The sequence below is a fragment of the Haloarchaeobius baliensis genome (genome assembly GCF_052060055.1).
Lineage (GTDB): Archaea > Halobacteriota > Halobacteria > Halobacteriales > Natrialbaceae > Haloarchaeobius > Haloarchaeobius baliensis.
The window spans coordinates 712,605-737,697 of the sequence record NZ_JBPPFR010000002.1 but is presented as its reverse complement, the minus strand read 5'-3'; the positions used below and the strand labels follow the sequence as shown (position 1 = coordinate 737,697).

The window sequence follows — 25,093 nt, the reverse complement described above, 5'->3', positions numbered from 1 at the left end:
TTGAGTGCGGTGCTTGCCGTTTGATTCCACACGGCAACGGTAATTCTAATACCCACCCGTTCCAGTTGTCTGGTGGAGGTTCACTGTGGAGATATCTGATAAGCTACTGTGTCTGTTCAGTGCGGAGGTCGAGGTAGAGGACGGTTCCTACGTCGTCGAAGTACCGCGCCAGGAGGTGGAGACAGGGTCGGTGGAGTCCGGACAGACGTACCGGGTCGCCCTCATCGAACGGGAACGAGAGGAGACCACGGAGGAGACCGAGAGCCGCGATACGGCACCCTCGGAGCCCCAGCCGCCGGTCGAGATCGGTGAGACGCGCTACGTCGAGATCGAGGACATCGGCAAGCAGGGCGACGGCATCGCCCGCGTCGAGCGTGGCTACGTCATCATCGTCCCGGGGGCCGAGGTCGGCGAGCGCGTGAAGATCGAGGTCACCGAGGTCAAGTCCAACTTCGCCGTCGGCGAGATCATCGAGGACACCTTCTAGCGCTCGTAGGCCGACCCGTCCGGCCGTTTCGCACCCTCGCTATCGTGGACGACCACCTCGCCCGATTCCGGGTGGGTTGGCTCGTACGCGTCTCTGACGCCGATGGCTTCTTCGAGCTCTCGAACCGCCCGTTCTTTCAGCGCTGCCGCCAGTTCCTCGGCGTCCTCGCGCGAGATGTCGCGTCCGAGTCCCTCGCACTCGTGGGCACGGACCAGCCCCGCCTCGTCGACGGCCTCGCCCAACGGCTGGCTGGTGCCGGCGAGCGCGACGCTGAACGGGTAGGTCCGACAGACGAGGGGTCTGTCGCCGTGGGCCGTACACGCCCCGACGCCGTCGTCGTCCTCGGCGTAGAACGTGCAGTCGCCACAGGCGTCTGTCTGGAGTGCCCACTCGAACGTCTCGCCCTCGACGCCGCCGTCCTCGGTCTCGCTGAGCCCGTACGGCATCGGGCGGGCCACGTCGCGGAAGTCGTAGTCGGTGGCGTCTTGCAGCTCCCGGATCTCGCCGGGGAACACCGTCGCGGTGTGGGGGTCGTCGGCCTCGGCGGTGCAGCAGGCGCCACAGCGCGTGCACTCGAAGCCGATGGCCTCGATGGCGTCGGCGAGGTCGGCGACGGCGAGGTCGCGGGCGCGGTCGAGTTCCGTCTCGAGGGAGTCCATCCGGTCGTCGGAAGGTCGGCGCGTCGCGGAGAAAAGGCTGCCGCCTCGGTCAGTAGTGCGTACCGTGCCGACCCGCACCCTTCTCCCGGGCGAAGATGAAGTAGAGGACGAGGCCGATGAGCGGACCAGCGAAGAACACGATCGCGGCCCACATCCCGGCGCTCTGGCTGCTGTTCTCCTGTGCGTCGCGGTACACCCAGACGAGGGGGAGGACGAGGATGGCCAGGCCGACGGCGAGCGCGAGCAGGACGGCGATTGCTTCTGCGGCCATACTCGTGCGTCCGGCCACCGCGGTAAATGCTTTCTCCTTGATGTAATCGCTGTGTGACTATTCGCGGTCCTCACGGACGAACTCGACCTCCCGGCCGTCCCACCGGATCCGTCCCTCGACGGCGAGCTTCCGGAGGTGGCACTCGACGGTGCGGAGCGCGAGGTCGCGGACCCCGGTGAGGTCCTTGTCGTAGGCGGCGTCGAGAACCGCCCCGATGCGAGTCGCCCCGTTCTCGACGGCCGCGAGCACGCGCTCCTCGCGGTCGAGGCGGTGCTGGATGAGCCGCGCGCAGGTCGCACGCGGGTCGTCGACGACGGGCCCGTGCCCCGGAAAGAGCCGGTCGGGGGCACGGGCGTACACCCGTCGGAGGCTCCCGATGTAGGCCCGAAGATCTCCCTCGGGTCGGCCGACGACCACGCTGCCCTCGGCGACGGCGAGGTCGCCGCTGACGAGGTCCCCGTCGGCCTGGAACGCGAGGTGGTCGGGCGCGTGGCCTGGCGTCTCGACGACCCGCACGTCGGTTCCCGGGAGGACGTCGCCGTCGCGGAGCGTCCCGTCGGGCGTGACGTCGGTCGCATCGGCGAAGCGCTCCTCGCGGCCGTGGCGGGCCCACACCGTGGCCCCGGTCTCGGCGGCGTACGCCGCGACGGCACCGACGTGGTCCACGTGCGTGTGGGTGACGACGACGTGGCCGACCGACCGCTCGGCGACGGCGGCGTCGAGCTCGTCGCTCCGGGCCGCGGGGTCGACCAGGACCGCGGGGTCGTCGCCGACGAGGTACGTGTTCGTCCGGCCGGAGGGTGCGCGTGTGGGAACCTCGACCGGGAAGGTGGCGATGTCGCTCACGGGTGGCTGGTTGGGGGCGAGCGACTAAAACAGGCGGCCTCAGCAGTTGAGGAAGTAGACCTGCTTCCGCGCGTCCTGGAAGCTGTAGCGAGAGCTGACGAGGCCCGCCTCCTCGAGGCGGTTGAGGGCGTACCGGACCGTGCGGTCGGGGAGCAGGGACTCCTCGGCGAGCTGGCCCTGCGAGAGCGGTGCCTCCGTCTCCAGCACCTTGGAGACGAGCTTCGCGCTCGGCGGGAGCTCGCGGAGGCGCTCCCGGTACTCCGCGTCGGAGAGGAGTTCTTCGGCATCGTCGGCACGGTCGTCGGCGGTACTCATGCTCATACACACCGAAAGCGGGAACCACGTGTTAAGGGTTGGCTATAGGTAGGTTGGTATTGTTGAGACAATATTAAGTGTTAATATGCCATGCCAGTAGATATCACTCCAGCTTTTGCGGCGGCGGTGTGAACGACCGGTATGGCCGATATCCCGTCCTCCCACCGAGATCTGTTCGAGAAGAAGACGTTCGCGCACTTCGCGACGCTGCTGCCCGACGGCACACCGCAGGTGACGCCGGTGTGGGTCGACTACGACCCCGAGACGAACCACGTGCTGGTGAACACGGCCCGTGGCCGACGCAAGGAGCGCAACGTGAGCCGCGACCCGAAGGTCGGCATCGAGATGAGCGACCCCGACGACCCGTACCGCTACCTCTCGGTGCAGGGCGAGGTGGAGTCGGTGTCGGCCGAGGGGGCCGACGCACACGCCGACGAGCTCGCGGGCCGGTACATGGGCCTCGACGAGTACCCGAACCACGGCGAGGAGATGGGCGAACGGGTCGTCATCCGCATCAGGCCGGAACACGTCATCGCGAACTGAGCCGGCCGACGTGGACCGTAGACGACGCTCACCGCGAGCGCAGGCTCGGGTCGCGGTACTGGCCGAGGACGCAGTGGCAGTCCGGGCAGTGGACGACGACGCGCGTCTCGTGTTCGTGCCTGACGAGGTCCTCGGCGGCGAGGTCACGGCCACAGTGCACACAGGTCGGCATATCATGTGGTACGTTCACAACCTGCAAAACCGTTGTGCCGTCGGACGACTCCAATACCGTTTTATCCCACCGAGGAAGTAGCAACGCACAGTGTGAAGGGCCAGGAGTGGTACCAGACCGCCGAGGTCGCCGAGGAGTACGAGGAGAAGCGCTTCTCCGGCGGTGGTCGACTCATCGACCGCCGCGAGAAGCGCGCCGTCCTCGAAGCTATCGGCCCGGTCGACGGGAAGAACGTGCTCGAGATCGCCTGCGGGACCGGCCGGTTCACCGTGATGCTGGCCGAACGCGGGGCCGACATCGTCGGCCTCGACATCTCCGCCGAGATGCTACAACAGGGCCGGAAGAAGGCTCGTGCGGCCGGGGTCGCGGACCACCTGGAGTTCATGCGCGGCGACGCCGCGCGACTCCCGTTCCCCGACGACCACTTCGACGCCGTGATGGCGATGCGTTTCTTCCACCTCGCCGACACGCCGGCTTCGTTCCTCGCCGAGATGCAGCGCGTCTCGAAGGACCAGGTGTTCTTCGACACGTTCAACCGCTTCTCGACGCGGAGCATCTACAACTGGGCGCTGCCGATGGGCTCGCGTCTCTACTCCCGGAGCGAGGTCGAGTCGCTGCTCTCCAGCGCGGGCCTCCACCTCGCGAAGGACGACCACGACTTCGTGCTCCCCTACGGCTTCTACCGCCAGATTCCCGGCAGCGTGGCGCGAACGTTCCGCTCCGTCGACACGAGTATCCTCGGGGCGCCGGGACTCGACCGTCTCGCCTCGGTTTCGTACTGGAACGCGAAGGTAGAATGAAAGACAGGTTGTCGGGTCGTCATACCTGTTTTTAACTATCGGTACGGTATGGGTCGAACATGGACCTCTCGGTGGTCGTTCCGACCCTGAACGGTCGGGACCGGCTCCACAGCTCGCTCGACGCGCTCTCGAGCGTCGCCCCGTCGGCCGAGGTCGTGGTCGTCAACGGCCCGTCCTCCGACGGAACGACCGGGATGGTCAGAGCACGGAACGACGTCGACACGCTCGTCGAGATCAGCGAGCGCAACGTCAACGTCGCACGGAACGCCGGGTTCGAGGTCGCCAGCGGCGACCTGGTCGCGTTCGTCAGCTACGACCTCGCCGTCGAGGAGCCGTGGTACGATGCGGTCGTCGCGGCGTTCGACGAGGGCGCCGACGTCGTCAGCGGCCCGACCCATCGGACGGTCCCCGCCGGCATGACCACCGAGACAGAGGAGCGCCGGACCATCGCCGGCCGGCCGGTCGCCTACTTCAACGGCGACAACGTCGCGTTCAGACGCGGTGCACTCACCGCGCTCGACGGCTTCGACGAGTACCTCCAGACCGGCGGTGCCCGTGACGCCGCCCATCGGATCGCCGATATGCGCTACGACGTGGAGTGGCGGAGCGACATGTGCGTCCGCGGCGAGTACGAGACCGATGGCGGGCGCGAGCCCGAGGACTGGGAGTGGAAGTACCGCGCGCTCGCCTACCGCATGGTGAAGAACTACGGCGTGCGACCGACCGTCGCACGGCGAACACTCATGGACGCACTCGGCGACGGTGTCGCGTCCCTGCGCGACGTCGCCTCCGGGAACCGGCCGCCGTCCGAGTGGCTCGGGAGCGGCCGTGGCGTGGCGAAGGGGCTCGCAATCGGCACGAAGGACGGTCTCGCCGCCCGGAAGGCGGACCGCGCACCCAGACGGAACCCGAACGGCGTCTCGACGCGCGCCGACCGTGCGGTCTGCCGGTACGACGTGGCCGAGACAGCGGACTGAGAGACGGCGAGTCGACGCCTCAGTCCATCGCCTCGGGTGCGAGCCCGTCGACGACCCGGACCGCGTTCTTCGAGAATGCCCGTCGCATCTTGTCCTCCGACACGTCGAGCGTCAGCAGCTCCATCACGCCCACGTTCGGGTGGACCGCCGGAGCCCCCGAGCCGAACAGCACCCGGTCGGGATGCTCCAGCAGTGCGCGCTCCATCGGCTCGCGGAACCGCACGAAACTCGTGTCGACGTACACGTCGTCGTGCCGGTCGAGCAGTTCGATGGTCCGGTCTATAGCCGCCTCGTCGAGCGGGTACCCCCCGAAGTGCGCGAGGACGACTGGGAAGCCGCGTCCGAGCAGCGTCCGCTCCACCGCACTCGGCGGAAACGCCGTGCCCGCGCGGACCAGCACGGGCAGGCCGACCTCGCCGAGCGCGTCGACGACCGCCTCGTCCGGCAGCCCGTCGTGCAGCGGGTCGACGACGAAGCCGTGGAACCGGTCGTCGTACGCGTACTGCTCCACGTCCTCGGGGGCGGCGTGGTACTCCTTGCGCGACGCCGTCAGGTTCCGCAGGCGGCTCGACGCGCCCGCGCCGGGGTCGCGCGGCCCGGCCAGCCGTGCGAACGCCAGGAACGGCCGTTCGACGCTGTGGCGCGCCACCGCGTTGTTCGCGGTCAGGTACGAGCCCTCGTCCGGCCGCGGCTCCGGGAAGGTGACCGCGCGCACGACACCTGCCTGCTGCATCTCACGCTCGACGGTCTCCGGGTTGTTCGTGTGGGTGCCGGTCGAGCCGTACTCGTCCGTGGGCAGCTGGACGTGGACGTCGACCACGCGGAATCGGTGCTCCAGCTCCAGCATCTACCCTCCGTTGCGGCCCCTCGTATTTCTTGATACCGGTCGTCCTGTGAAGGTGTGACACTGTCTTGGCGGCGAGGCTACAGCTGTGAATTCGTCGACTCCCGACTCGGGTCACCGACCGGTACCCGCCGATTACTCCCCCAGCCCGAACCCCGGTACGTGTTCTGGTAACTTCGTGCTAATCGCAAGCAAGCGGCGCCATGGCAACCAAAATATTATATAGAAGAAGAAACAATCTATTGCCGAGGTTTCACAGCATGTCATCAGCAGATTTCGCACAGCGAGGCATGGGCAACCGACCGATGTTCATCCTGGCCGAGGACTCACGACGCACACACGGCCGGGACGCCCAGTCCTCGAACATCACCGCCGGCAAGGCGGTCGCCGAGGCCGTCCGGACCACGCTCGGACCCCGCGGCATGGACAAGATGCTCGTCGACTCGACGGGCGACGTGGTCATCACGAACGACGGCGCGACAATCCTGACCGAGATGGACATCGAGCACCCGGCGGCGCAGATGCTCGTCGAGGTCGCCGAGACCCAGGAGGAGGCCGTCGGTGACGGCACCACGACCGCGGCCGTCCTCGCGGGCCGGCTCCTCGCGCAGGCGGAGGACCTGCTGGAGAACGACGTGCACCCGACGACCATCGTCGAGGGCTACCACGAGGCCGCGCGCATCGCCCTCGAGGCCATCGACGAGCAGGTGCTCGACGCCGCGGTCGACGATGAGACGCTCCACAAGGTCGCCGAGTCCAGCATGACCGGCAAGGGTACCGGCGGCCTGACCGCCGACCAGCTCGCCGAGACGGTCGTCTCCGCGATCCGCCACGTCGAGGACGACGACGGCCACGTCAGCCGCGACGACGTGCGCGTGTTCACGAAGGTCGGCGCGTCCTCGAACGCGACCGAGCTCGTCGAGGGCATCATCGTCGACGAGGAGCCCGTCCACGACGAGATGCCCAAGCACGTCACCGACGCCTCGGTGCTCGTACTCGACGTCGAGCTCGACGTCCGCACCGCCGACATCGACGCCGAGTACCAGGTCACGTCCGTCGACCAGCTCACCGCCGCGATGGACGCCGAGGAGGCCGAACTCCGGACGTACGCGAAGACCATCGCCGACGCCGACGTCGACGTCGTGTTCGCGACCGACGACATCGACGGCCGCGTCGCCTCGTTCCTCGCCGAGGAGGGCGTCCTCGCGTTCGAGGGCCTCTCGAACAGCGACGCCCGCGCCATCGCCACCGCGACCGGCGCCCGCCGCGTCGGTGCGCTCGACGACCTCGAGTCCGACGACTTCGGCCACGTCGAGTCCATCGACGTGCGCCGCGTCGGCGACGACCAGCTCACCTTCGTCGAGGGTGGCGCGGCCGCCAGCGCCGTCACCGTCTTCGTCCGCGGCGGCACCGAACACGTCGTCGACGAGCTGGAGCGGACCCTCGAGGACGCCCTCGACGTGGTCAGCGTCGCCGTCGAGTCCGGCGAGGTGGTGCCCGGTGCGGGCGCAGCGGAGCTCGCCATCGCCGCGGCGGTCCGCGACGCCGCCTCCGGCATCGAGGGCCGCAAGCAGCTCGCCGTCGAGGCGTTCGCCGACGCGGTCGACGTCATCCCGCGTACGCTCGCCGAGAACACCGGGATGGACCCCATCGACGCGCTCGTCTCGCTGCGTGCCAGCCGTGAGGACGGCGACGTCGTCGGCCTCATCAGCGAGGGTGAGACCGGCCGCGTCGACGACCCGCTCGCCTACGGCATCCTCGACCCCGCCGACGTCAAGCGCGAGGCGGTCGAGTCCGCCACCGAGGCCGCGACGATGATCCTCCGCATCGACGACGTCATCGCCGCGAACTGAGCCGGGGGGACAGCCCCGGACGAAAACGGTTTTCCGCTCGACGCTGGTTACGTCGGGCATGCCGAACGCCGACGACGAGAGCGACGAGTCCGTCCGGCAGGCCGTCGAACAGTCTCGAAGCGGCGCACCTGCCGCGGGTGCGGTCGTCCGCGACCGCTTCTCATCGGACGAGGTGTTCCAGCGCATCGTCGCCGCGGCCGACGAGGAGATCACGTCGACGACCCGCGAACTCTACTTCAGCGGGCTCGCCGCCGGCTTCGCCATCTCTGTCACCTTCCTGCTGTACGCCTCGATGACCGCGCAGTTCGGGAAGGGGTCGGTACTGAGCGTGCTGCTGTACCCACTGGGCTTCCTGTTCATCATCATCGGCGGCTACCAGCTCTACACCGAGAACACGCTTCCGCCGGTCGCACTGGTGATCGAACGCATCGCCAGCGTCCCGAAGCTCCTGACCAAGTGGGCCATCGTCCTCGCTGGTAACTTCACCGGGGGCACCGTCGGGGCGCTCGTGCTCGCCGCCACCGGCGTCTTCGAACCCGCGTCCGCAGACGCCGCCGTCACACTGGCGGAAGCCGGGCTGGAGACGGGCTGGTGGGCCCTGTTCTTCAAGGCCTGCTTCGCCGGGCTCATCGTCGCCGGGGTCGTCTGGGTCGACTACGCCGCCCGGGACACCGTCTCCCGCGTGCTGCTCGTCTACGTCGCCTTCCTCGCGGTCCCGCTCGGGAACCTCTTCCACGTCGTCGTCTCCTTCACCGAGATGATGTACCTCGTCTTCCAGGGGGAGCTGTGGCTGCTGACCGGCCTCGTCGAGTTCGTCCTGCCGGTACTGCTCGGCAACACGATCGGCGGCGTCGTGCTCGTGACCGCGGTGAACTACTTCCAGACGACCGAGCAGCGACTGGCGGCCATCCGGTCCGCGGGGCCCGAACGGCAGCTGTCGGTCCGCGAGTGGCTCCTCGGCGGCGTCGCGGGCCGGTCGTACGTCCCCGCCAGCGAGACGGACGACTGACGCGCCGCCCCGAGAGCCCGGCGGGGGCCGAGAGCGGGGCAGCGGCCGGCCACCGTCCCGATACCGACGTGTGTACGCCCGTCCTTTACCTGGCGAAACGTGCTAGCTACCGACGGTATGTCTGAGTCCCAACTCGGACGCACCGGAGCCATTGCCATGGCCCTCGGTGGGATGATCGGCGGTGGCATCTACGCCGTCTTCGGCGTGGTCGCGCGGCTCACCGGCCCGGCGACGTGGGCCGCGTTCGTCCTCGCCGGCGCCGTGGCGGCGTGTGCAGCGTACTCGTTCAACGCGCTGAACAGCGTGGTCGAGGACGGCGGCGGCTCCGTGACGTTCGTCCAGGCGTTCGTCGGCAACCACACCGCGGCGGGGATGGTCGGCTGGACGCTGCTGTTCGGCTACGTCGGCTCGATGGCGATGTACGCCTCCGCGTTCGCCGAGTTCACGGTCGGGTTCGCCGTCGTCCCCGGCTCGCTCGCCGGATTCTCCCTCAGACCCGCCGTCGCCGTACTCGCGGTCGCGGGCTTCGTCGGGCTGAACCTGCTCGGCGCGCAGACGACGGGGACGACCGAGGTGGCACTCGTCGTCGCCAAGGTGGCCATCCTGCTCGCGTTCGGCGTCGTCGGGCTCGTCTTCCTGGGCGTCTGGGACCCCCAGCCCGTCGAGACCGGCGTCGGGGAGCTCGCCGGCACCGGCCCGGTGATGGCCGCCGCCGTCTCGTTCGTCGCGTTCCAGGGCTGGCAGCTGCTGTTCTACGATCAGGACAGCATCGAGGACCCCGTCAGCACGGTCCGCGAGTCGGTGTACGTCTCCATCCCGATCGCCGTGCTGGTCTACGTCCTCGTCGCCGTGGTGACGGTCAACGTCGCGCCGCAGGCGCTCCAGGAGAGCCCCCACGTCGCGCTGGCGAAGGCGGCCGAGCGGATGCTCGGTCCCGTCGGCCTCTCCGCGGTCGGGTACGTCGTCGTCTCGCTGTCGGCGCTGCTGTCGACCGGGAGCGCGATCAACGCGACGCTGTTCTCCTCGGCGCACTTCTCGAAGGGGCTGCTGAGCGAGGACCTGCTCCCGGACCGCATCGGCGACGCTGATGCAGACGGCGTGCCGACCCGAACCGTCCTCGCACTCGGCGCGGTGACCGCCGCGTTCGCGGCCTACGGCGGGCTCGGTGCGGTCACCTCGTTCGCCTCGCTCGCGTTCATCGCGGTGTTCGGCGTCGTGTCGGCCATCGCGTTCTCCGAGCGCGACCGGGACGCAGTCAACCCGGTTCCGCCCGCGCTCGGGCTGGTCGGCGCGGCCGGGTTCTTCCCGCTGCTGTTCTACCACCTCTACCGGGCGGAACGGGGGACGTTCTGGCTGGTGCTCGTGCTCGCGGTCGTCGTGCTTGGGCTCGAACTGCTGTACTTCGAGCGCGACCTGGTCGAGGAGGAGGCCGCGAAGCTCGAATCGCTCGTGTAGCTGTCGCCCTCCACCGACTGATCACGGGTTTCTCCGTCAGGCAACAGTCGGCAGCGACCACCCGCGACGCATCCCGACGAGCCGGAGGCCGAGCGCGACGACGACACAGGAGACGGTCGGTCCCGGCGATGCGACGTCGAGACTCCAGAGCACCCAGAACACCGTCCCGCCGGCGATGGCACACGTCGCGTAGAAGTCCTCGTGGAGGATGAACGGCACCTCCTGGGCGAGCACGTCCCGGATGGCCCCGCCACCGACACCGGTCAGGGTCGCACAGACGACGACGCCGAACGGTGAGAGCCCGGCCTCGACGCCGACGATGGCACCCGTGGCGGTGAACGCCGCCAGCCCGACGGCGTCCGGCACCGTCAGCAGCGGCGAGTCCGCGATGCTCCCGCGCTCGGCCTGGACCAGTGCGATGGCGAGGCCGACCCCCGCGAGCGCGAGGAGCACGTCGGTCTCCGCCGTCAGCGCCGACGGGATGCGCCCGACGAGCAGGTCGCGGGTGATGCCCCCGCCGAGTGCCGTCACGACGCCGAGCACCGTCACCCCGAGGTAGTCGAGGTCCGAATCGACGCCCTTCGACGCGCCAGCCACGCCGAACGCGACGGTACCGATGGCGTTCATCGCCGCGAAGGGCGTCAGCGCGTCGAGGGGCACCCCGAACGGCGTCAGCATCGCTCGATGGTCACCTCGTCGCCCGGCTCGAGCCCGAACGCCTCGTCGCCGCGGCCCCGGTTCACGTCGCACTCGACGTTGCCGTGGCTCCCGACGGTGACCAGCGGGTCGCCCTCCGGCACCGCCGCGAACGTCTCGCCGACGGGCACGCGCTCGCCGTTCACCGTCACCTCGTCCGCGTCCGCGAGGAAGCCGCCGGGCACGTTCGTCACCGCGTTGCCGAAGTCGTCCACCACGAGGACCTCGCCGACCGCACGGGCGCCCTCGACCGTCGCTGCCGGTAGCGTGCAGTCCACGAGGTCGGCCACGTCGGTCGCCTCGACACCCTCCATTCCACCGACCGCGGCGACGCCGACCTCGTGGACGCGGGCTGCGGCGGGTGCGAACACGTCCCTCCCGTGGAACGTGCTCGAGGCCGCGTCGGCGTCGTCGACGACGTACGCCGCGACCGTCTGGTGCGTCGCCTCGGCCAGCGGCTCGCCGGGGTCCAGCCCGGCCAGCGCCCGCGCCACGGGGACGACGACCCCGTTGTCCGGCGCGACGAGCGCGTGCCTGCCCACACGGACGACGATGGCGTCGCGGTCCGTGCCGACGCCGGGGTCGACCACGACGCAGTGGACCGCCGGCGGGAAGTACGGCAGCGTCTCGCGCAGCCAGAACGCCGTCGCCCGCACGTCGTGGCGCGGGAACTCGTGGCTCACGTCGACCAGCCGCGCGTCGCAGCGGTCGAGGATGACGCCGCGCATCGCCGCTGGGTACGGCGAGCCGAAGTCCGACGAGAGCGTTATCATGGGTGGGACTGCCGGACGCGGGAGAATAACTGTGGTGGTGTGGCTCAGTCGCCGTTCGTGTCCGAGTCAGCGACCATCTGGATGCGCTCGACGCCGTCGATCTCCTCGATGACCTCGACGGCGGGGTCGGGCACCAGCGACTCCCAGTCGTCGCCGTCGACCATGCGGTCGCGGACCTCCGTGCCCTCGAGCACGTCGCGGTTGAACATCGGGGACTGGCGCACCTCGATGCCGGCCTCCTCGAACAGCCGGATGACGAGCGGGTTGTTCGAGTACGCCACGTCGAACGTGGGGCACATGCTCTGGACGTGGCTCACCCAGACCGAGTTCCGCTCCAGGTCCTCGATGGGGACGGCGTAGGTGACGATGTCGTGGTCGACGAGCGACTTCGTGAGCATCATGATGCGCTCGCCGGCGGTGAACGGGTCGTGCTCGGAGTGGGAGTCGCCCGCGCTTCCGATGCCGAGGACGAGCTCGTCGACCTCCTCGGCGATGGTCTCGACCATGCTGTGGTGGCCGTTGTGGTACGGCTGGAACCGGCCGATGTAGAATCCCCGCGTCATGGCGAACCCGTCGGCCCGTTCGTTTATAAGGGTGGCGAGACGCCCCTGTGGGCGTATCCGGCGTCTCCAGTACCTGAGTCTGGTGTTTTCGGTCGTGCGTTGGCGACTTCAGAAGGGAGAAAGTATATCAGTACAAAACACCAGAATTCAGGTAGCAACCCGTTTCATGAGTAACGATAGTGACCCCAACGACGGCCCCCCGCCGACGGTCGAGGAGACCGTCGAAGAGCGGGAGCCCGAAAGTGACGACACCCCCAGCCCCGACGACGAGGAGGGGTTCGAGCCGGTGCTCCCCGAAGACGACGGGTCTCCGGACGACGGCGGCCTCCACGACGCGACCGTCGAGGAGGGACCCGACGACGAGGGGACTCTGGACGAGGACGAGCCCGACATCGACCGCCTCGGCAGCGACGTCGAGGTCGACATCGGGGCCGAGATCGACGAGGAGATCGCGGAAGACGACCTCCTCGGCGGGCTGAAGGTCGAGAACACCTCCGAGATCGAGGTCCCCGACCGCCTCGTCGATCAGGTCATCGGACAGGACGACGCCCGTGACATCGTCAAGAAGGCGGCCAAGCAGCGCCGCCACGTGATGATGATCGGCTCCCCGGGGACCGGGAAGTCCATGCTCGCGAAGGCCATGTCCCAGCTCCTCCCGAAGGAGGACCTCCAGGACATCCTCGTGTACCACAACCCGGACGACGGCAACGAACCGAAGGTCCGCACGGTCCCCGCCGGCAAGGGCGACCAGATAATCGAGGCGTACAAGGACGAGGCCAGGAAGCGCAACCAGATGCGCTCGTTCCTGATGCTCATCATCATGGCCGTGGTCCTCGTCTACGCCGTGGTCACCCGCAGTCTCCTGCTGGGTATCCTCGCGGCCGGTGTGGTGTACCTCGCGTTCCGGTACTCCGGCCGCTCGACGGACTCGATGATCCCGAACCTCATCGTGAACAACGCCGAACAGCAGACCGCGCCGTTCGAGGACGCGACGGGCGCCCACGCCGGTGCGCTGCTCGGCGACGTCCGCCACGACCCGTTCCAGTCCGGTGGGATGGAGACGCCGAGCCACGACCGCGTCGAGCCCGGTGCCATCCACAAGGCCAACAAGGGCGTGCTGTTCATCGACGAGATCAACACGCTCGACATCCGCAGCCAGCAGAAGCTGATGACGGCCATCCAGGAGGGCGAGTTCGGCATCACCGGCCAGTCCGAGCGCTCCTCGGGCGCGATGGTCCAGACCGAGCCCGTCCCCTGTGACTTCGTCATGGTCGCGGCGGGGAACCTCGACGCGATGGAGAACATGCACCCCGCGCTCCGCAGCCGTATCAAGGGCTACGGGTACGAGGTGTACATGGACGACACCATCGAGGACACCCCCGAGATGCGCCGGAAGTACGCCCGCTTCATCGCCCAGGAGGTCGAGAACGACGGGCGGCTCCCGCACTTCACCCGCGACGCCGCCGAGGAGGTCATCCTCGAGGCGAAGCGCCGCTCGGGCCGGAAGGGCCACCTCACGCTCGAGCTGCGGAACCTCGGCGGGCTGGTCCGCGTCGCCGGCGACATCGCCCGCGGCGAGGACCGCGACGAGACCACCCGCGACGACGTCATCCAGGCCAAGCGCCGCTCGCGCGGCATCGAACAGCAGCTCGCGGACAACTACATCGAGCGCCGCAAGGACTACGAGATGACCGTCTCCGAAGGCGACGTGGTCGGCCGCGTCAACGGCCTCGCGGTCATGGGCGAGGACTCCGGTATCGTCCTCCCCGTCATGGCCGAGGTCGCTCCCTCGCAGGGCCCCGGACAGGTCATCGCCACCGGGAAGCTGCAGGAGATGGCCGAGGAGGCCGTGCAGAACGTCTCCGCCATCATCAAGAAGTTCTCCGACGAGGACATCTCGGAGAAGGACATCCACATCCAGTTCGTGCAGGCGGGCCAGCAGGGCGTCGACGGCGACTCCGCGTCCATCACGGTCGCGACCGCCGTCATCAGCGCGCTGGAGGACATGCCCGTCGCGCAGGACCTCGCCATGACCGGCTCGCTGTCGGTCCGTGGCGACGTGCTGCCCGTCGGCGGCGTGACCCACAAGATCGAGGCGGCCGCGAAGGCCGGACTCGACCGGGTCATCATCCCGAAGGCGAACGAGCAGGACGTGATGATCGAGGACGAGTACAAAGAGCAGATCGAGATCATCCCGGTCAGCCACATCAGCGAGGTGCTGGACGTGGCGCTCGCCGGCGAGCCCGACAAGGACTCGCTGGTCGACCGGCTCAAGTCCATCACGGGCTCCGCGCTGGAGCACGACATCGGCCGCAGCGGCGGCTCGCCGAGCCCGCAGTAAGCGCCGATGTCCGGGACGACGGCGTCTGCCGTCGGCCCACTTCTTCCGTTCTTCCAGTCCACAGCCGCAGGCTCGTCGTTCGACGCGACCTCGTTCGCGGCCGCCCTGGCCCTCGTCACCGGGCTGATGCTCGTGCTCTCGTACTCGACGACGCAGGCGGTGACCGGTTCGTCGGTGAGCCGGGGGACACGACAGCAGGAAGGTTCGGTAGACGACGCCGGGACCGACGGGGTCGAGGAAGCACCGGACCGGCAAGACACGCCCGAGCGGTCCGACCGGTCGACGACGCCCGACCCCACGACCGTCGGCCCGTCCGAGACCCACCAGCCGTGGCCGGACGGGCGTGAGACGGACCCGCTCGACGCCATGACGACCGGGATGCTGCTCGCGAACGTCGCCATCACGCAGGGCGTGTTCCTCGTCGCCGTCCTCGGGGCCGCGATGCTCACCGGGGTTCCGGCGACCGCGATGGGTCTCTCGCCCGCCGCGTTCGGGCCCGTGCCGCTGCTCGCCGGGGTCGGCCTCGGCGTCGGGCTCTACGTCGCGAACGAGGTCGGCGCGGCCGCCGCCGAAGGGGCGGGCATCGAGTACGACGAACGCCTGCGCAGCGTGCTCGCCCCCGACAGCGTGCGGGGGTGGGCGGTGCTGCTCGGCTTCGTCCTCCCGCTGGTCGCCGTCTTCGAGGAGGTGCTCTTCCGGGCGGCGATGGTCGGCGTGCTCGCCGCCGGCTTCGGCGTCTCCCCGTGGCTGCTCGCCGTCGGCTCCTCGCTGCTGTTCGCGGCGGGCCACGGCCTCCAGGGGCCGGCGGGCGTCGCCGTCACCGGCGCGCTCGGGTTCGTGCTGGCGGCGGCGTTCGTGCTGACGGGCAGTCTCGTCACCGTCGTCGTCGCACACTACCTCGTGAACGCGCTGGAGTTCGGGGTGCACGAGGGGCTGGGCGTGGAGTGGGTGTGACGGACCGGACCCCGCACGCATTTCTCCCCCGAACGACTACCACCGACCGACATGTTCGACGACCCTGGATTCGTCCTCGGCGCGGTCGCCTTGGGCATCAACGTGGCCACGACGGTGGGTGTCCTCGTCCGCCTGCGCCTGAGTCCCGACGCCTACGACGGGGCGTTCGAGACGTTCCGTGCGACCGCGAAGCAGGTCGTCGCTCGCGGTGTCGCGCTGGCGTTCCTGCTGGTCGTCCTGTTCGCCGTCGTCGGCGCGAGCCCGTCCGCCGTCGGGCTGGGTCCCGAGTCGGCCACGACGCAGTCCGTACTCGCCGGGGTCGGGACCGGCGCCGCACTCGTCCTGGCCGCGGTCGCGTCGCGAGCGGTCGTCACCCGTTTCGGTTGGGAGGCGGACTCGTCGGCCTGGGCGACGCTCTGGCCCGACTCGCCGCTGGAGTGGGCGATCTACCTGCCCTCGTCGTGGCTCTCGTCGGCCGTCGACACCACGATATTCGTCGCGTTCGTCCTCGGCGGGCTGACGACGGGGACGACGCCGACGGCGTACGCGCTCGCAGCCGTCACGGCACTCCTCGCCGGCGGCAAGAGCGCGTGGGAGGGTCCCGGCGTCGTCGTCCGGAGTTCGACGACGTTCCTGGTGCTCGGCGTCGCGTTCGTCCTGACCCGGTCGTGGCCGGTGCTCGCGGTCGCGCTGGCGGTGAATCACGCGGTCTTCGGACTGCAGGACAACGCCGAGAAGCGGTACGGAACGGCGACGGCTGCGGACTAGAGGCCCTCTATCGACCGGAGTTTCTGTTCGACGTGCGGTTCGGCGGCGCTGGGACCGTCGCGAACCCGGTGGTCCGGGACGAGCAGCGGCACCGGGTTCGCGTCGAGCGCAGTGCGCACGAGGATGAGGTCGTCCTCGTCCTCGGCGTCGAGGCCGGGCGTCATGCGGGCGAGCTGTGCGACCGAGACGTCCTCGCCGTAGGGCACCTGCTCGCGGAGTGTCTCGAGGACGGTGCGCTGGTCGGTCGGCATCGTCAACGCGACCTCCACGTCGTCGAAGTCGACGGGCTTGACCCCGTCGAGGTACTCGTCGATGCGGTCGAGGACGGGGTGGTCCGCGCCGGCGCCGTCGTCGGCCTCCCGGGGGAAGGAGACGGAGATGACCCGCCCACTGGCGACTCCGAGCTGTACGTCGCGTTCGAGGAACGGCGAGTGTCGGGCGTAGATTCCGGCGACGCCGTCGTCGTCAGCGTCCATAGGGGCACCGAGGGTGGAGACGGCCTTGAAGGTTCCCGTGACGCCGATGCCCGTGCTGGCCCACCGATGACGCAAACCTTATGTACAGATTAGCACATTGATGTACGATGATGAACGCTACTGAGGAGTTCGCGCCCGCCGTCCGCTCCATCCTGGACGCCGCGGCGCGACGGACGGTGCCCGACGACCGGGTCAGCGTCGACGGCGCGTCGCTCTCCGACGCGCTGGCGGCGGCCGACGCGGACGGTCGGGTACCACTCATCGCGGAGGTGAAGCCGACGAGCCCGACGACCGAGGGGACACGCACCGAGGACCCGGTCGACCTCGCGCGGGCCATGGTCGAGGGCGGTGCGGCCGCTCTCTCGGTGCTGACCGAACCCGAGCACTTCGGCGGCAGCGTCGAGAACCTCGAACGGGTGCGCGAGGCGGTCGACGTGCCCGTGCTGCGCAAGGACTTCCTGCTCGAACCGGGCCACCTCGACGCGGTCGAGGCGGACGCCGCGCTGGTCATCGCCCGCTTCGTCGACGACGTCGGCGAGATGGTCGACGCAGCGCGCGAGCGCGGCTTCGAGCCGCTCGTCGAGGTCCACAGCGAGGCCGAACTGGCGACCGCGCTCGACGCGGGGGCGACACTCGTCGGCGTGAACAACCGCGACCTCGCCGAACTGACCGTCGACCTGGGGACGTTCGAGCGCGTCGCGCCCGAAGCACCCGACGACGTGACGCTCGTCGCCGAGTCGGGCATCTCGACGCCCGCGGACGTCCGGCGGATGCGCGCGGCTGGAGCCGACGGCCTGCTGGTCGGCAGTGCGATTATGGCCGGCGAGCCCCGAGGGTCGACCGAGGAGCTGGTGTACGCGTGAGCCACGAGACACGACGAGCGACAGACGAGAGCGAGGACCGGCCCGGCACGTTCGGCCGCTACGGCGGCCAGTACGTCCCCGAGGCGCTGATGCCCGCGGTGCAGGAGCTCGAGGACGCCTACGAGCGCTACGTGCTCGAGAACGAGGACGGCTTCATGGACGAGTTCCGCCAGCGGCTGCGGGACTTCGGCGGCCGACCGACGCCGCTCCAGCGCGCGGACCGTCTCAGCGAGCGGCTCGACCGCGAGGTGTACCTGAAGCGCGAGGACCTGCTCCACGGCGGCGCGCACAAGCTGAACAACGCGCTCGGGCAGGTGCTGCTAGCGAGGTACATGGGCAAAGAGCGCATCGTCGCAGAGACCGGCGCGGGCCAGCACGGCACCGCGACCGCCATGGCGGCCGCACACCTCGACATGCCCTGCGAGGTGTACATGGGCACCCGCGACATCCAGCGCCAGCGGCCCAACGTCTTCCGGATGCGGCTGAACGGGAGCGAGGTGAACCCCGTCTCGGCCGGGCGCGGCACGCTGAAGGAGGCGATCAACGAGACGATGCGCGACTGGGCGACCAACGTCGAGGACACCCACTACGTTATCGGCAGCGTGGTCGGCCCGCACCCGTTCCCCGAGATGGTGCGCACGTTCCAGTCGGTGATCAGCGAGGAGGCTCGCGATCAGGTCCTGGAGAAGGCCGGACGGCTGCCGGACTCCGTCGTCGCGTGCGCCGGCGGCGGCTCGAACACGATGGGCGCGTTCCACGAGTTCGTCGACGACGGCTCCGTGGACCTGTTCGCCGTCGAGGCGGGTGGCTCCTCGCTCGCGGTCGACGAGGAGACCGGGGTCGCGCCGAACTCGGCGAGCCTGTCGACCGGCACCGAGGGCGTGCTCCACGGCGCGCGGACGAAGCTGCTGCAGGACTCCGACGGCAACGTCGTCGAGAGCCACAGCGTCTCCTCCGGGCTGGACTACGCCGGCGTCGGGCCGGAGCTGGCCCACCTCGTCGACATCGACCGGGTGACGCCGGCCACCGTCGACGACGACGACGCACTGGAGGCGTTCCACCTGCTCTCGCAGGAGGAGGGCATCATCCCCGCGCTGGAGTCCGCCCACGCGGTCGCGTTCGCGCGTGGGAACCCCGAGCAGCTCGGCGAGCTGACCGTCATCAACGTCTCCGGGCGGGGCGACAAGGACCTCGAATCGGTCATCGAGGAGACCGAACAGCGGGAACTGTCGAACGCGCCGAGCATGGACGTGTTCTCGGAGGTGGGCCGATGAGCGACCTCGCGGCCGCCTTCGACGAGCCGGCGTTCGTCCCGTACCTCTGCGTCGGCGACCCGAGCGTCGAGCGTACCCGCGAGTACGTGCAGGCCCTGGTCCGCGGCGGCGCGGACGTGCTCGAACTCGGGCTGCCGTTCTCCGAGCCGATCGCGGAGGGGCCGACCATCCAGGCGTCGGTCGTCCGCGCGCTCGAAGCCGGCGTCACGCCCGACGTCTACCTCGACTTCGTGGACTCGCTCGAGGTGGATGTCCCCATCGTCTGCATGACGTACTACAACCTGCTCTACCAGTACGGGGACAGCGAGGCGCACCGCGCCTCGGATGCGAGCGGCGAAGCCGCGAGCGACGGGCCCGAATCGTTCGTCGCGCGCGCCGCCGAGGTCGGCATCTCCGGGTTCGTCATCCCCGACCTGCCCGCCGAGGAGGCCGGGCCGCTCCGGGCGGCGTGTGACGAACATGGAGTCGAGCTCGTGTTCATCGTCGCCCCGACGACCGAGGGCGAGCGCCTCGAACGCATGGTCGAACTGTCCTCCGGCTACCTCTACGTACAGGCGAGACTCGGCGTCACAGGCGCCAAGGCCGACGTGAGCGACCAGACCGCCGACTCGCTCGGGAAGGTCAGTCAGTACGACATCCCTAAGGCGGTCGGCTTCGGCGTGTCGAGTGGTGACCAGGCGCGACACATCGTCGAAGCCGGCGCAGACGGCGTCATCGTCGGGAGTGCGCTCGTCGACATCGTCGCCGAGCACGGCGACCCCGACGGCGACGACGTTCCCGACCGGCTCGAGGCGATGGCTCGCGAACTCAGCGAGGGCGTCGCTGCCGGCGCGGAAGATATGGCGAAACCGGAAGGCCAATAAATGCGATATGCTAACTACTGACAACCAATGACGACACCAGGAACACGTGCACGCCTCGGTCGCGTCGGGACAGACGGGAACTACCTCGTCGTCCCGATGGACCACGGCATCACACTCGGTGCGGTACAGGGACTGAAGGACATCGAATCGACGATAGACGCGGTGACGCGGGCCGGCGCCGACGCGGTGCTCACCCAGAAGGGCATCGCGCCGCGGGTCCACGACAACAAGAACGAAGCGGGCTACATCGTCCACCTCAACGCGTCGACGACCATCGGCCCGGACACGAACGACAAACGGCTCACCGGTACCGTCGAGGAGGCCATCCGGGCCGGCGCCGACGCCGTCTCCTTCCACATCAACGTCGGCAGCGACCACGAGCCCGAGCAGATCGAGGACCTCGCGGGGATCACCGACGTCGCCTCGCGCTTCGGCATCCCCGTGCTGGCGATGGCGTACGCCCGCGGTCCTGGCGTCGACAGCACCGACCCCGAGTCGCTCGGTCACGCGGTCCGCCTCGCAGAGGAGCTCGGCGCCGACATCGTGAAGACCGGCTACTCCGGCGACGGCGCCTCCTTCGAGCACGTCTGCGAGTCGACCCGGCTCCCCGTCCTCATCGCCGGCGGCGCACGCGGCAGCGACCGCGAGACCGTCGAGATGGTCCGCGGCGCGATGGACGGCGGCGCGGCCGGCGTCTCCATGGGCCGCTCCATCTTCCAGCACGAGGACCCCGCAGCCATCACGACGGCCGTCTCGGCCATCGTCCACGACGACGCGAGCGTCGACGAGGCGCTCGAACGTGGCGGCTTCGTCGTCGAAGCCTGAACGCTTTTGCACCCATCCTGCGAGCATCCACCGTGGCCAGCGACAGCATCGGCGCACCGGACCCGGACACGCCCGAGGACCTGCTCGCGTGGGCCCGGACCTACGCCGGTACGGTGGACATCGACGTCGACCTCGACGCGGTCAGCTGGGAGATCTCGAAGCACGCGCGACGCCGGGCCGGGGCCTGCCGGTACGACCCCGACGGCGGCGTCACCATCGTGCTCTCCTGGCACTCGTACCAGGCCCACGGCTGGGGCGAGGTCGCCGACACGGTCCGACACGAGCTCGTCCACGCCTGGGAGTTCCAGCGATTCGGCGAGTCCGGCCACGGCCCCCGCTTCAAGCAGCAGGCCGACGCAGTCGACGCCCCCCGGCACTGCGAGCCGTTCGCCGACCCGCGCTACCTCCTCCGATGTCGGAACGACGGCTGCGAGTGGAGCGCGCGCCGCTACCGCGCATCGAAGACCGTGACCGAACCCGCAAGATACCGCTGTGGCGACTGCGGCGACCGGTACGTCGTCGAGCACACCGACTCGGGCCGGACGTGGGAGGACGGCGCGGGCTTCGAGCAGGTGCGGGCCGCACTCGAGGACGACTGGTGACGGGACAAGCGACAAGGTATCGGGTTTCGTACATCCGGATATGCGACGCAGAACGGTCCTCGCGAGCGGCGGTCTCGGATTCACGTCCCTCCTCGGCGGCTGTCTCGGCGACGACACGGTCCTCGACGACTCGCCGTCGCTTCCGCCCGAAATGTCAGTGAGGGAGGAACACACCGTGCACGACGTGCTCCCCGAATCCCGCGAGCGACATGAGACGATCTACAACGGCGGGACGGTCCACCGGGTCTTCACCCGGCGGGAGAACGCGACCGAGTCCATCACGCCGGTCGACGTCCCGGCGAGCTTCCTCGACGACACCGACTTCGACGAATCGTTCGTCGTGGTGGTCCAGTACGGCAGACAGAGCGCGACGTGGCTCGAACTCGACCGCATCGAGCGCACCGACGAGGGTCTCGACGTCGTGGTCGGCATCGGCGAACCCTCGGGTGGGTACGGGGACGACCTGGCCATCCACTCGCTGTTGCTCCGGATCACCGACCGGCGCGCCGGCGTACCGGACCGGGTCTCCGCTATCGTCCGTGACCCCTGACGTCACCCTGCCAGCAAGTTCGTAACGAATCTGGAAACGGTAACGTATTTGTTGAACCATCAGCACCGTCGAGACGCAATGACAGCACTCGGACTCGTCGTCGCGCAGTTCTACGAGGAGCTAGCCGCTGAGATAGAAGCCCATGCGCGGAGCAACATCGAAGCCCGCGACGCCCACGTCGCCGAGACCGTCCACGTGCCCGGCGTCTACGACACACCGCTCGCCGCCGACCGGCTGGCAAGACAGGACCGGATCGACGCCGTCGCCGTCCTCGGCGTCGTCGTAACCGGCGACACCGACCACGACCAGGTGGTGACCCACGCCGCGGCGCGGCGGCTCTCCGACATCGGACTGCAGCGGGACACCCCAGTCACCTTCGGCGTCGCCGGCCCGGACATGAGCGCCGCCGAGGCCCACGAGCGGATCGAGAAGTGCGCCGGCGCGGCCGACGCCGCGATCGACCTGACCGAGGCGCTTCCCGCCAGGGGACAACAGTGAAATACCGGACTCTCGTACATCCGGCCAACCGATGCCCTGGGAATGCGGAATCGACGGCTGCGGCGAGCGGTTCGGCACGCCCGAGGACCTCGTGGTCCACCAGAGCTCCGACCACGAGCGCCGCGAGTGCAAGGTCTGCGGCGTCGTCGTCCCAGACGGCTACCTCGCCATCCGCCACGCCTTCAACGAACACTCCCGCGCGGAGTACGTCCGGGCCTACGGCGCGAGCTCCGAGGAGGTCCGCGAGCGCGAGGAGATCAAGGAGCTCGTCGAGGAGGAGGCCGACCTCCAGACCGTCGTCGAACGCCTCGGCGGCGAGGCCGTCAAGTCCTGAGCGGCGGTCCATCCTCGACCGTCGGCCCCGCGGACGCCGCCCAGATACCGAACTGGTTAGGGAGATGTGCTTTCATTCAGCGGTCTCTCGAAGCTAACACCTAAGTCGTGTCTGGGGGGAGGGGCGACTTAGGGGGGTCCGGACCCGTTTCACTTCAGCCCAGTCTTGCCCCCAGAATCGTGCGTCCCACGCTTCGCGGGTCGTGCCGTCTCCCGCCGCAGTTTCGCGGACTGCACCGCACCACCGAGTCTGAGCCATGCGGCCGCACGAATCCACAGCGACAGTATCGAGGCTTCTCACGGCTCGCTGTTTCCGTCAGTGACCGCTACGAGCGAACGGGAGGACGAAGAGCGCGTTAGCGCTCTCCGGCGTCTCGCAGGAAGCGAGCTCACCGTTCGAGTCTCCGAGGAACGCCTCGCTGGCGCTCAGCGTTCCTCGCTTCTCACGGCTCGCTCGCGCTCACCGTTCGAGTCTCCGAGGAACGCCTCGCTGGCGCTCAGCGTTCCTCGCTTCTCACGGCTCGCTCGCGCTCGCCGTTCGAGTCTCCGAGGAACGCCTCGCTAGCGCTCAGCGTTCCTCGCTATCCAGCACCCGGATCTGGTCGCCACGCACGGTGACCGGAATCGGGACCGTCGCCTCGTACAGCTCGACGGTGACCTGGTCCTTGCCCTCGTCGATGCGCTGGACCTGCGCCTTCTCGCCCTTGAACGGGCCGGCGATGAGCTCGACGATGTCGCCCTCCGCGATGCCCTCCACGTCCGGCTTCGGGGAGAGGAAGTGCTCGACCTCGGTGATGTCGGACTCTCCCGGGATGACGCTGCGGGCGTGCGGGATGTCGTCGAGCACGCGCTCGATGATGTTGTAGTCGTCAGCCTCGACCATCACGTAGCTCGTCAGCGAGTCGGGGGCGAGCGCCGCGTGGATGGTCTCCTCCTCACGGTTCATGATCATGTCGGCGACCGTTCGCTCCTGGCTCGCGGTCGTCTTGACTGCGTAGATAGGCATGGTTCAGGCCGGGAGGAACCCCATGACGAGTGCGATGATGAAACCCATGACGCCGACGAGCAGAATCCCTGCCCCGGCGATCTTGGCGATCTGTGAGAACTCCTCGCGCGAGGGTGTGCTCGCCATCTTGAGCACACGCACGTAGGAGTTGAGGTCCTTTGGAACGTTCATGGCCGTCGCTTCGGTATGAGTGCTTTTCTATCTATTGATGCGAGACAACCGACCGCGAGCGATGAGCGCCTGAGATTACTCGACGAAGTCGATGTCCTGCTGGGTCGAGGGGTCGGGCTCGGCGGTGTCGTCGCCGGGCTGACCGTAGATCTGCGGCGAGTCGACGCCGGTGACGACGATCATCGTCCGCATGCTGCCGTCGAGGGTCTCGTCGATGGACGTGCCCCAGATGATGCGGGCGTCGGGGTCGATGCGGTCGTAGATCTCCTCGACGACGCCCTCGGCCTCCTCGATGCTCATGTCCGACCCGCCGGTGACGTTGACCAGCGCCGAGGATGCCCCGGAGATGTCGACGTCGAGCAGCGGCGACCGGAGTGCGGCCTTCACGGAGTCCGTCGACTTCGCGTCGGAGTCGGACTCGCCGAGGCCGATCATCGCGACGCCGCCACGCTCCATGACGGTGCGGACGTCGGCGAAGTCGAGGTTGACGAGGCCGGGCTTCGTGATGAGTTCGGTGATGCCCTTCACCGAGCGCATGAGCACCTCGTCGCTGACCTTGAACGCCTGCCGGACCGGGAGCTTGCCCACCGAATCGAGCAGTCGGTCGTTCGGGACGACGATGACCGTGTCGCTCACGTCACGCAGCCGTTCGAGACCGGCCTCGGCGTTCGTACGCCGTACCTCGCCCTCAGCGGTGAACGGCGTCGTGACGATGGCGATGGTCAGTGCGCCGGACTCGCGGGCGGCCTTCGCGACGACCGGTGCGGAGCCCGTGCCCGTGCCGCCACCGAGACCGGCCGTGACGAACACCATGTCCGAACCCTCGATGGACTCGTAGATCTCCTCCTGGGATTCGAGGGCCGCCTCCTCGCCGACCTGGGGAAGCGAGCCAGCGCCGCGCCCGCCGGTCTTCTGTTCGCCCATCAGGATCTTCTCGTCGGAGTCGATCTCGACGAGGTGCTGGACGTCGGTGTTCGCGGCGACGAGCTTCGCGCCGTGGATGCCCTCCTCGTGCATCCGGTCGATGGTGTTCCCGCCCCCACCGCCACAGCCGACCACGGTGATGTTCGTCTGGAGGTCCTCGAGTACGTCCTCCAGCTCGTCGTCGGTCATCTTGCCAGTTCGGTGTGCCGGTTCCTCCTGCGGGGTGGCTCCCGGGAGACCACCCTCGTCGGGGGCCTCAGCCTCCCCCTCGGCCTCGTCGATAGCGTCTTCAACGATCGAATCCATCCTTAGCCCTCTTTTATATTATGCAGGTTAATTACCTTTCCCCTGGTGTCTGACGACCGTCTGACGGAAGTTGCGG

The 25,093-nt window shown here is 68.9% G+C and carries 30 protein-coding genes and 1 pseudogene; 18 read left to right on the top strand and 13 right to left on the bottom strand.

Translation table 11 applies throughout. The features are described from left to right. The first annotated feature begins 85 nt into the window (after nt 1-85). Nucleotides 86-487, top strand: coding sequence for a TRAM domain-containing protein (locus ACSG06_RS14530; RefSeq protein WP_440991000.1), 402 nt, complete (start codon nt 86-88; stop codon nt 485-487). Here the strand turns inward: ACSG06_RS14530 and ACSG06_RS14525 are convergent. The 4 genes from ACSG06_RS14525 to ACSG06_RS14510 are packed head-to-tail and all read right to left on the bottom strand — an operon-like array spanning nt 484 to nt 2,584. Then, nucleotides 484-1,146 carry a YkgJ family cysteine cluster protein gene (locus tag ACSG06_RS14525; RefSeq protein ID WP_440990999.1) on the bottom strand — a complete coding sequence of 221 codons (663 nt, stop codon included), beginning with the start codon at nt 1,144-1,146 and terminating at the stop codon, nt 484-486. The genes ACSG06_RS14530 and ACSG06_RS14525 overlap by 4 nt on opposite strands. Before the next feature lie 49 nt (nt 1,147-1,195). Further along, the gene (locus tag ACSG06_RS14520; protein ID WP_440990998.1) at nt 1,196-1,417 is read right to left on the bottom strand and encodes a PLDc N-terminal domain-containing protein; all 222 of its coding nucleotides are present in this window, start codon (nt 1,415-1,417) and stop codon (nt 1,196-1,198) included. 57 nt (nt 1,418-1,474) lie between these two features. Further along, nucleotides 1,475-2,263, bottom strand: coding sequence for an MBL fold metallo-hydrolase (locus tag ACSG06_RS14515; RefSeq protein WP_440990997.1), 789 nt, complete (start codon nt 2,261-2,263; stop codon nt 1,475-1,477). 39 nt (nt 2,264-2,302) lie between these two features. Continuing rightward, entirely contained in the window at nt 2,303-2,584 is a 282-nt protein-coding gene (locus ACSG06_RS14510) for a MarR family transcriptional regulator (RefSeq protein WP_368407861.1), read from the bottom strand. Between the two features lie 135 nt (nt 2,585-2,719). Here ACSG06_RS14510 and ACSG06_RS14505 point away from each other — a divergent pair, with 135 nt between their 5' ends. After that, nucleotides 2,720-3,121: a PPOX class F420-dependent oxidoreductase gene (locus tag ACSG06_RS14505; protein ID WP_440990996.1), complete on the top strand. Its 402-nt coding sequence runs from the start codon at nt 2,720-2,722 to the stop codon at nt 3,119-3,121. Between the two features lie 28 nt (nt 3,122-3,149). Here ACSG06_RS14505 and ACSG06_RS14500 read toward each other — a convergent pair whose 3' ends face one another. Beyond that, nucleotides 3,150-3,293, bottom strand: a complete 144-nt coding sequence (locus ACSG06_RS14500; protein WP_440990995.1) for a hypothetical protein — start codon at nt 3,291-3,293, stop codon at nt 3,150-3,152. 92 nt (nt 3,294-3,385) lie between these two features. Here ACSG06_RS14500 and ACSG06_RS14495 point away from each other — a divergent pair, with 92 nt between their 5' ends. Beyond that, entirely contained in the window at nt 3,386-4,093 is a 708-nt protein-coding gene (locus ACSG06_RS14495; protein ID WP_440990994.1) for a class I SAM-dependent methyltransferase, read from the top strand. A gap of 59 nt (nt 4,094-4,152) precedes the next feature. Beyond that, nucleotides 4,153-5,070, top strand: coding sequence for a glycosyltransferase family 2 protein (locus ACSG06_RS14490; protein WP_440990993.1), 918 nt, complete (start codon nt 4,153-4,155; stop codon nt 5,068-5,070). 19 nt (nt 5,071-5,089) lie between these two features. On the opposite strand, the gene ACSG06_RS14485 is transcribed toward ACSG06_RS14490, so the two are convergent. Beyond that, nucleotides 5,090-5,917 (bottom strand): amidohydrolase family protein, encoded by an 828-nt coding sequence (locus tag ACSG06_RS14485; RefSeq protein WP_440990992.1) that lies wholly within the window; start codon nt 5,915-5,917, stop codon nt 5,090-5,092. Nucleotides 5,918-6,219: 302 nt separating this feature from the next. Here ACSG06_RS14485 and thsA point away from each other — a divergent pair, with 302 nt between their 5' ends. The 3 genes and pseudogenes from thsA (at nt 6,220) to ACSG06_RS14470 (ending at nt 10,231) form a co-directional block, all read left to right on the top strand. After that, nucleotides 6,220-7,767, top strand: coding sequence for a thermosome subunit alpha (gene thsA / locus ACSG06_RS14480; protein WP_440991434.1), 1,548 nt, complete (start codon nt 6,220-6,222; stop codon nt 7,765-7,767). A gap of 58 nt (nt 7,768-7,825) precedes the next feature. Further along, nucleotides 7,826-8,767 (top strand): annotated as a pseudogene (locus tag ACSG06_RS14475) (formate/nitrite transporter family protein); the annotation flags it as partial. A 126-nt stretch (nt 8,768-8,893) separates the two neighbouring features. Continuing rightward, a complete protein-coding gene (locus ACSG06_RS14470; RefSeq protein WP_440990991.1) occupies nt 8,894-10,231 on the top strand; it encodes an APC family permease in 1,338 nt (445 codons plus the stop codon). 36 nt (nt 10,232-10,267) lie between these two features. Here the strand turns inward: ACSG06_RS14470 and ACSG06_RS14465 are convergent, their stop codons facing one another. The 3 genes from ACSG06_RS14465 to ACSG06_RS14455 are packed head-to-tail and all read right to left on the bottom strand — an operon-like array spanning nt 10,268 to nt 12,263. Beyond that, nucleotides 10,268-10,909, bottom strand: coding sequence for a trimeric intracellular cation channel family protein (locus tag ACSG06_RS14465; protein ID WP_440990990.1), 642 nt, complete (start codon nt 10,907-10,909; stop codon nt 10,268-10,270). Then, nucleotides 10,903-11,700, bottom strand: a complete 798-nt coding sequence (locus ACSG06_RS14460; protein WP_440990989.1) for an SAM hydrolase/SAM-dependent halogenase family protein — start codon at nt 11,698-11,700, stop codon at nt 10,903-10,905. The genes ACSG06_RS14465 and ACSG06_RS14460 overlap by 7 nt, the downstream gene beginning before the upstream one ends. Before the next feature lie 44 nt (nt 11,701-11,744). Further along, nucleotides 11,745-12,263, bottom strand: a complete 519-nt coding sequence (locus ACSG06_RS14455) for a nicotinamide-nucleotide adenylyltransferase (RefSeq protein WP_440990988.1) — start codon at nt 12,261-12,263, stop codon at nt 11,745-11,747. Nucleotides 12,264-12,429: 166 nt separating this feature from the next. Here ACSG06_RS14455 and lonB point away from each other — a divergent pair, with 166 nt between their 5' ends. Genes lonB through ACSG06_RS14440 form a run of 3 tightly spaced genes read left to right on the top strand, consistent with a single transcriptional unit; the run spans nt 12,430 to nt 16,326 of the window. After that, nucleotides 12,430-14,604, top strand: coding sequence for an ATP-dependent protease LonB (gene lonB, locus ACSG06_RS14450; RefSeq protein ID WP_440990987.1), 2,175 nt, complete (start codon nt 12,430-12,432; stop codon nt 14,602-14,604). Between the two features lie 6 nt (nt 14,605-14,610). Next, entirely contained in the window at nt 14,611-15,558 is a 948-nt protein-coding gene (locus ACSG06_RS14445) for a CPBP family intramembrane glutamic endopeptidase (RefSeq protein ID WP_440990986.1), read from the top strand. A 51-nt stretch (nt 15,559-15,609) separates the two neighbouring features. After that, nucleotides 15,610-16,326: a hypothetical protein gene (locus tag ACSG06_RS14440; protein WP_440990985.1), complete on the top strand. Its 717-nt coding sequence runs from the start codon at nt 15,610-15,612 to the stop codon at nt 16,324-16,326. Here ACSG06_RS14440 and ACSG06_RS14435 read toward each other — a convergent pair. Continuing rightward, a complete protein-coding gene (locus tag ACSG06_RS14435; protein WP_440990984.1) occupies nt 16,323-16,802 on the bottom strand; it encodes a methylated-DNA--[protein]-cysteine S-methyltransferase in 480 nt (159 codons plus the stop codon). The two genes, ACSG06_RS14440 and ACSG06_RS14435, sit on opposite strands and share 4 nt — an antisense overlap. Before the next feature lie 110 nt (nt 16,803-16,912). Here ACSG06_RS14435 and trpC point away from each other — a divergent pair, with 110 nt between their 5' ends. From trpC to ACSG06_RS14395, 8 genes are all read left to right on the top strand, one after another. Further along, nucleotides 16,913-17,665, top strand: coding sequence for an indole-3-glycerol phosphate synthase (trpC, locus tag ACSG06_RS14430; protein ID WP_440991433.1), 753 nt, complete (start codon nt 16,913-16,915; stop codon nt 17,663-17,665). 89 nt (nt 17,666-17,754) lie between these two features. Then, nucleotides 17,755-18,939: a tryptophan synthase subunit beta gene (gene trpB, locus ACSG06_RS14425; protein WP_440991432.1), complete on the top strand. Its 1,185-nt coding sequence runs from the start codon at nt 17,755-17,757 to the stop codon at nt 18,937-18,939. Further along, complete coding sequence (gene trpA / locus ACSG06_RS14420; RefSeq protein ID WP_440990983.1) at nt 18,936-19,802, top strand: tryptophan synthase subunit alpha; 867 nt, start codon at nt 18,936-18,938, stop codon at nt 19,800-19,802. The genes trpB and trpA overlap by 4 nt, the downstream gene beginning before the upstream one ends. 27 nt (nt 19,803-19,829) lie before the next feature. Beyond that, nucleotides 19,830-20,627, top strand: a complete 798-nt coding sequence (locus ACSG06_RS14415; protein WP_440990982.1) for a 2-amino-3,7-dideoxy-D-threo-hept-6-ulosonate synthase — start codon at nt 19,830-19,832, stop codon at nt 20,625-20,627. A 32-nt stretch (nt 20,628-20,659) separates the two neighbouring features. Continuing rightward, entirely contained in the window at nt 20,660-21,229 is a 570-nt protein-coding gene (locus ACSG06_RS14410) for a SprT family zinc-dependent metalloprotease (RefSeq protein ID WP_440990981.1), read from the top strand. A gap of 40 nt (nt 21,230-21,269) precedes the next feature. Then, nucleotides 21,270-21,779 carry a hypothetical protein gene (locus tag ACSG06_RS14405; RefSeq protein ID WP_440990980.1) on the top strand — a complete coding sequence of 170 codons (510 nt, stop codon included), beginning with the start codon at nt 21,270-21,272 and terminating at the stop codon, nt 21,777-21,779. Nucleotides 21,780-21,857: 78 nt separating this feature from the next. Continuing rightward, a complete protein-coding gene (gene ribH / locus ACSG06_RS14400) occupies nt 21,858-22,277 on the top strand; it encodes a 6,7-dimethyl-8-ribityllumazine synthase (protein ID WP_440990979.1) in 420 nt (139 codons plus the stop codon). A 31-nt stretch (nt 22,278-22,308) separates the two neighbouring features. Further along, the gene (locus tag ACSG06_RS14395; RefSeq protein ID WP_440990978.1) at nt 22,309-22,611 is read left to right on the top strand and encodes a DUF7565 family protein; all 303 of its coding nucleotides are present in this window, start codon (nt 22,309-22,311) and stop codon (nt 22,609-22,611) included. A gap of 567 nt (nt 22,612-23,178) precedes the next feature. Here the strand turns inward: ACSG06_RS14395 and ACSG06_RS14390 are convergent. From ACSG06_RS14390 to ftsZ, 3 genes are all read right to left on the bottom strand, one after another. Then, nucleotides 23,179-23,616, bottom strand: a complete 438-nt coding sequence (locus ACSG06_RS14390) for a transcription elongation factor Spt5 (RefSeq protein WP_440990977.1) — start codon at nt 23,614-23,616, stop codon at nt 23,179-23,181. Between the two features lie 3 nt (nt 23,617-23,619). Next, on the bottom strand, nt 23,620-23,787 hold the full coding sequence (locus ACSG06_RS14385; protein WP_089731485.1) for a protein translocase SEC61 complex subunit gamma: 168 nt from the start codon (nt 23,785-23,787) through the stop codon (nt 23,620-23,622). 75 nt (nt 23,788-23,862) lie between these two features. Further along, complete coding sequence (ftsZ, locus tag ACSG06_RS14380) at nt 23,863-25,017, bottom strand: cell division protein FtsZ (protein ID WP_440990976.1); 1,155 nt, start codon at nt 25,015-25,017, stop codon at nt 23,863-23,865. Nucleotides 25,018-25,093: the final 76 nt, after the last annotated feature.

What these genes read in the sequence shown, in the direction of transcription:
- ACSG06_RS14415 (WP_440990982.1), top strand. Translation starts at nt 19,830, where the DNA reads ATGACGACACCAGGAACACGTGCACGCCTCGGTCGCGTCGGGACAGAC.
- lonB (WP_440990987.1), top strand. Translation starts at nt 12,430, where the DNA reads ATGAGTAACGATAGTGACCCCAACGACGGCCCCCCGCCGACGGTCGAG.
- ACSG06_RS14395 (WP_440990978.1), top strand. Translation starts at nt 22,309, where the DNA reads ATGCCCTGGGAATGCGGAATCGACGGCTGCGGCGAGCGGTTCGGCACG.
- trpB (WP_440991432.1), top strand. Translation starts at nt 17,755, where the DNA reads ATGCCCGCGGTGCAGGAGCTCGAGGACGCCTACGAGCGCTACGTGCTC.
- ACSG06_RS14445 (WP_440990986.1), top strand. Translation starts at nt 14,611, where the DNA reads ATGTCCGGGACGACGGCGTCTGCCGTCGGCCCACTTCTTCCGTTCTTC.
- ACSG06_RS14485 (WP_440990992.1), bottom strand. Translation starts at nt 5,917, where the DNA reads ATGCTGGAGCTGGAGCACCGATTCCGCGTGGTCGACGTCCACGTCCAG.
- ACSG06_RS14465 (WP_440990990.1), bottom strand. Translation starts at nt 10,909, where the DNA reads ATGCTGACGCCGTTCGGGGTGCCCCTCGACGCGCTGACGCCCTTCGCG.
- ACSG06_RS14385 (WP_089731485.1), bottom strand. Translation starts at nt 23,787, where the DNA reads ATGAACGTTCCAAAGGACCTCAACTCCTACGTGCGTGTGCTCAAGATG.
- ACSG06_RS14510 (WP_368407861.1), bottom strand. Translation starts at nt 2,584, where the DNA reads ATGAGCATGAGTACCGCCGACGACCGTGCCGACGATGCCGAAGAACTC.
- ACSG06_RS14500 (WP_440990995.1), bottom strand. Translation starts at nt 3,293, where the DNA reads ATGCCGACCTGTGTGCACTGTGGCCGTGACCTCGCCGCCGAGGACCTC.
- ACSG06_RS14460 (WP_440990989.1), bottom strand. Translation starts at nt 11,700, where the DNA reads ATGATAACGCTCTCGTCGGACTTCGGCTCGCCGTACCCAGCGGCGATG.
- ribH (WP_440990979.1), top strand. Translation starts at nt 21,858, where the DNA reads ATGACAGCACTCGGACTCGTCGTCGCGCAGTTCTACGAGGAGCTAGCC.
- ACSG06_RS14440 (WP_440990985.1), top strand. Translation starts at nt 15,610, where the DNA reads ATGTTCGACGACCCTGGATTCGTCCTCGGCGCGGTCGCCTTGGGCATC.
- ACSG06_RS14470 (WP_440990991.1), top strand. Translation starts at nt 8,894, where the DNA reads ATGTCTGAGTCCCAACTCGGACGCACCGGAGCCATTGCCATGGCCCTC.
- ACSG06_RS14490 (WP_440990993.1), top strand. Translation starts at nt 4,153, where the DNA reads ATGGACCTCTCGGTGGTCGTTCCGACCCTGAACGGTCGGGACCGGCTC.
- thsA (WP_440991434.1), top strand. Translation starts at nt 6,220, where the DNA reads ATGTTCATCCTGGCCGAGGACTCACGACGCACACACGGCCGGGACGCC.
- ACSG06_RS14525 (WP_440990999.1), bottom strand. Translation starts at nt 1,146, where the DNA reads ATGGACTCCCTCGAGACGGAACTCGACCGCGCCCGCGACCTCGCCGTC.
- ACSG06_RS14405 (WP_440990980.1), top strand. Translation starts at nt 21,270, where the DNA reads ATGCGACGCAGAACGGTCCTCGCGAGCGGCGGTCTCGGATTCACGTCC.
- trpA (WP_440990983.1), top strand. Translation starts at nt 18,936, where the DNA reads ATGAGCGACCTCGCGGCCGCCTTCGACGAGCCGGCGTTCGTCCCGTAC.
- trpC (WP_440991433.1), top strand. Translation starts at nt 16,913, where the DNA reads ATGAACGCTACTGAGGAGTTCGCGCCCGCCGTCCGCTCCATCCTGGAC.
- ftsZ (WP_440990976.1), bottom strand. Translation starts at nt 25,017, where the DNA reads ATGGATTCGATCGTTGAAGACGCTATCGACGAGGCCGAGGGGGAGGCT.
- ACSG06_RS14455 (WP_440990988.1), bottom strand. Translation starts at nt 12,263, where the DNA reads ATGACGCGGGGATTCTACATCGGCCGGTTCCAGCCGTACCACAACGGC.
- ACSG06_RS14505 (WP_440990996.1), top strand. Translation starts at nt 2,720, where the DNA reads ATGGCCGATATCCCGTCCTCCCACCGAGATCTGTTCGAGAAGAAGACG.
- ACSG06_RS14435 (WP_440990984.1), bottom strand. Translation starts at nt 16,802, where the DNA reads ATGGACGCTGACGACGACGGCGTCGCCGGAATCTACGCCCGACACTCG.
- ACSG06_RS14390 (WP_440990977.1), bottom strand. Translation starts at nt 23,616, where the DNA reads ATGCCTATCTACGCAGTCAAGACGACCGCGAGCCAGGAGCGAACGGTC.
- ACSG06_RS14520 (WP_440990998.1), bottom strand. Translation starts at nt 1,417, where the DNA reads ATGGCCGCAGAAGCAATCGCCGTCCTGCTCGCGCTCGCCGTCGGCCTG.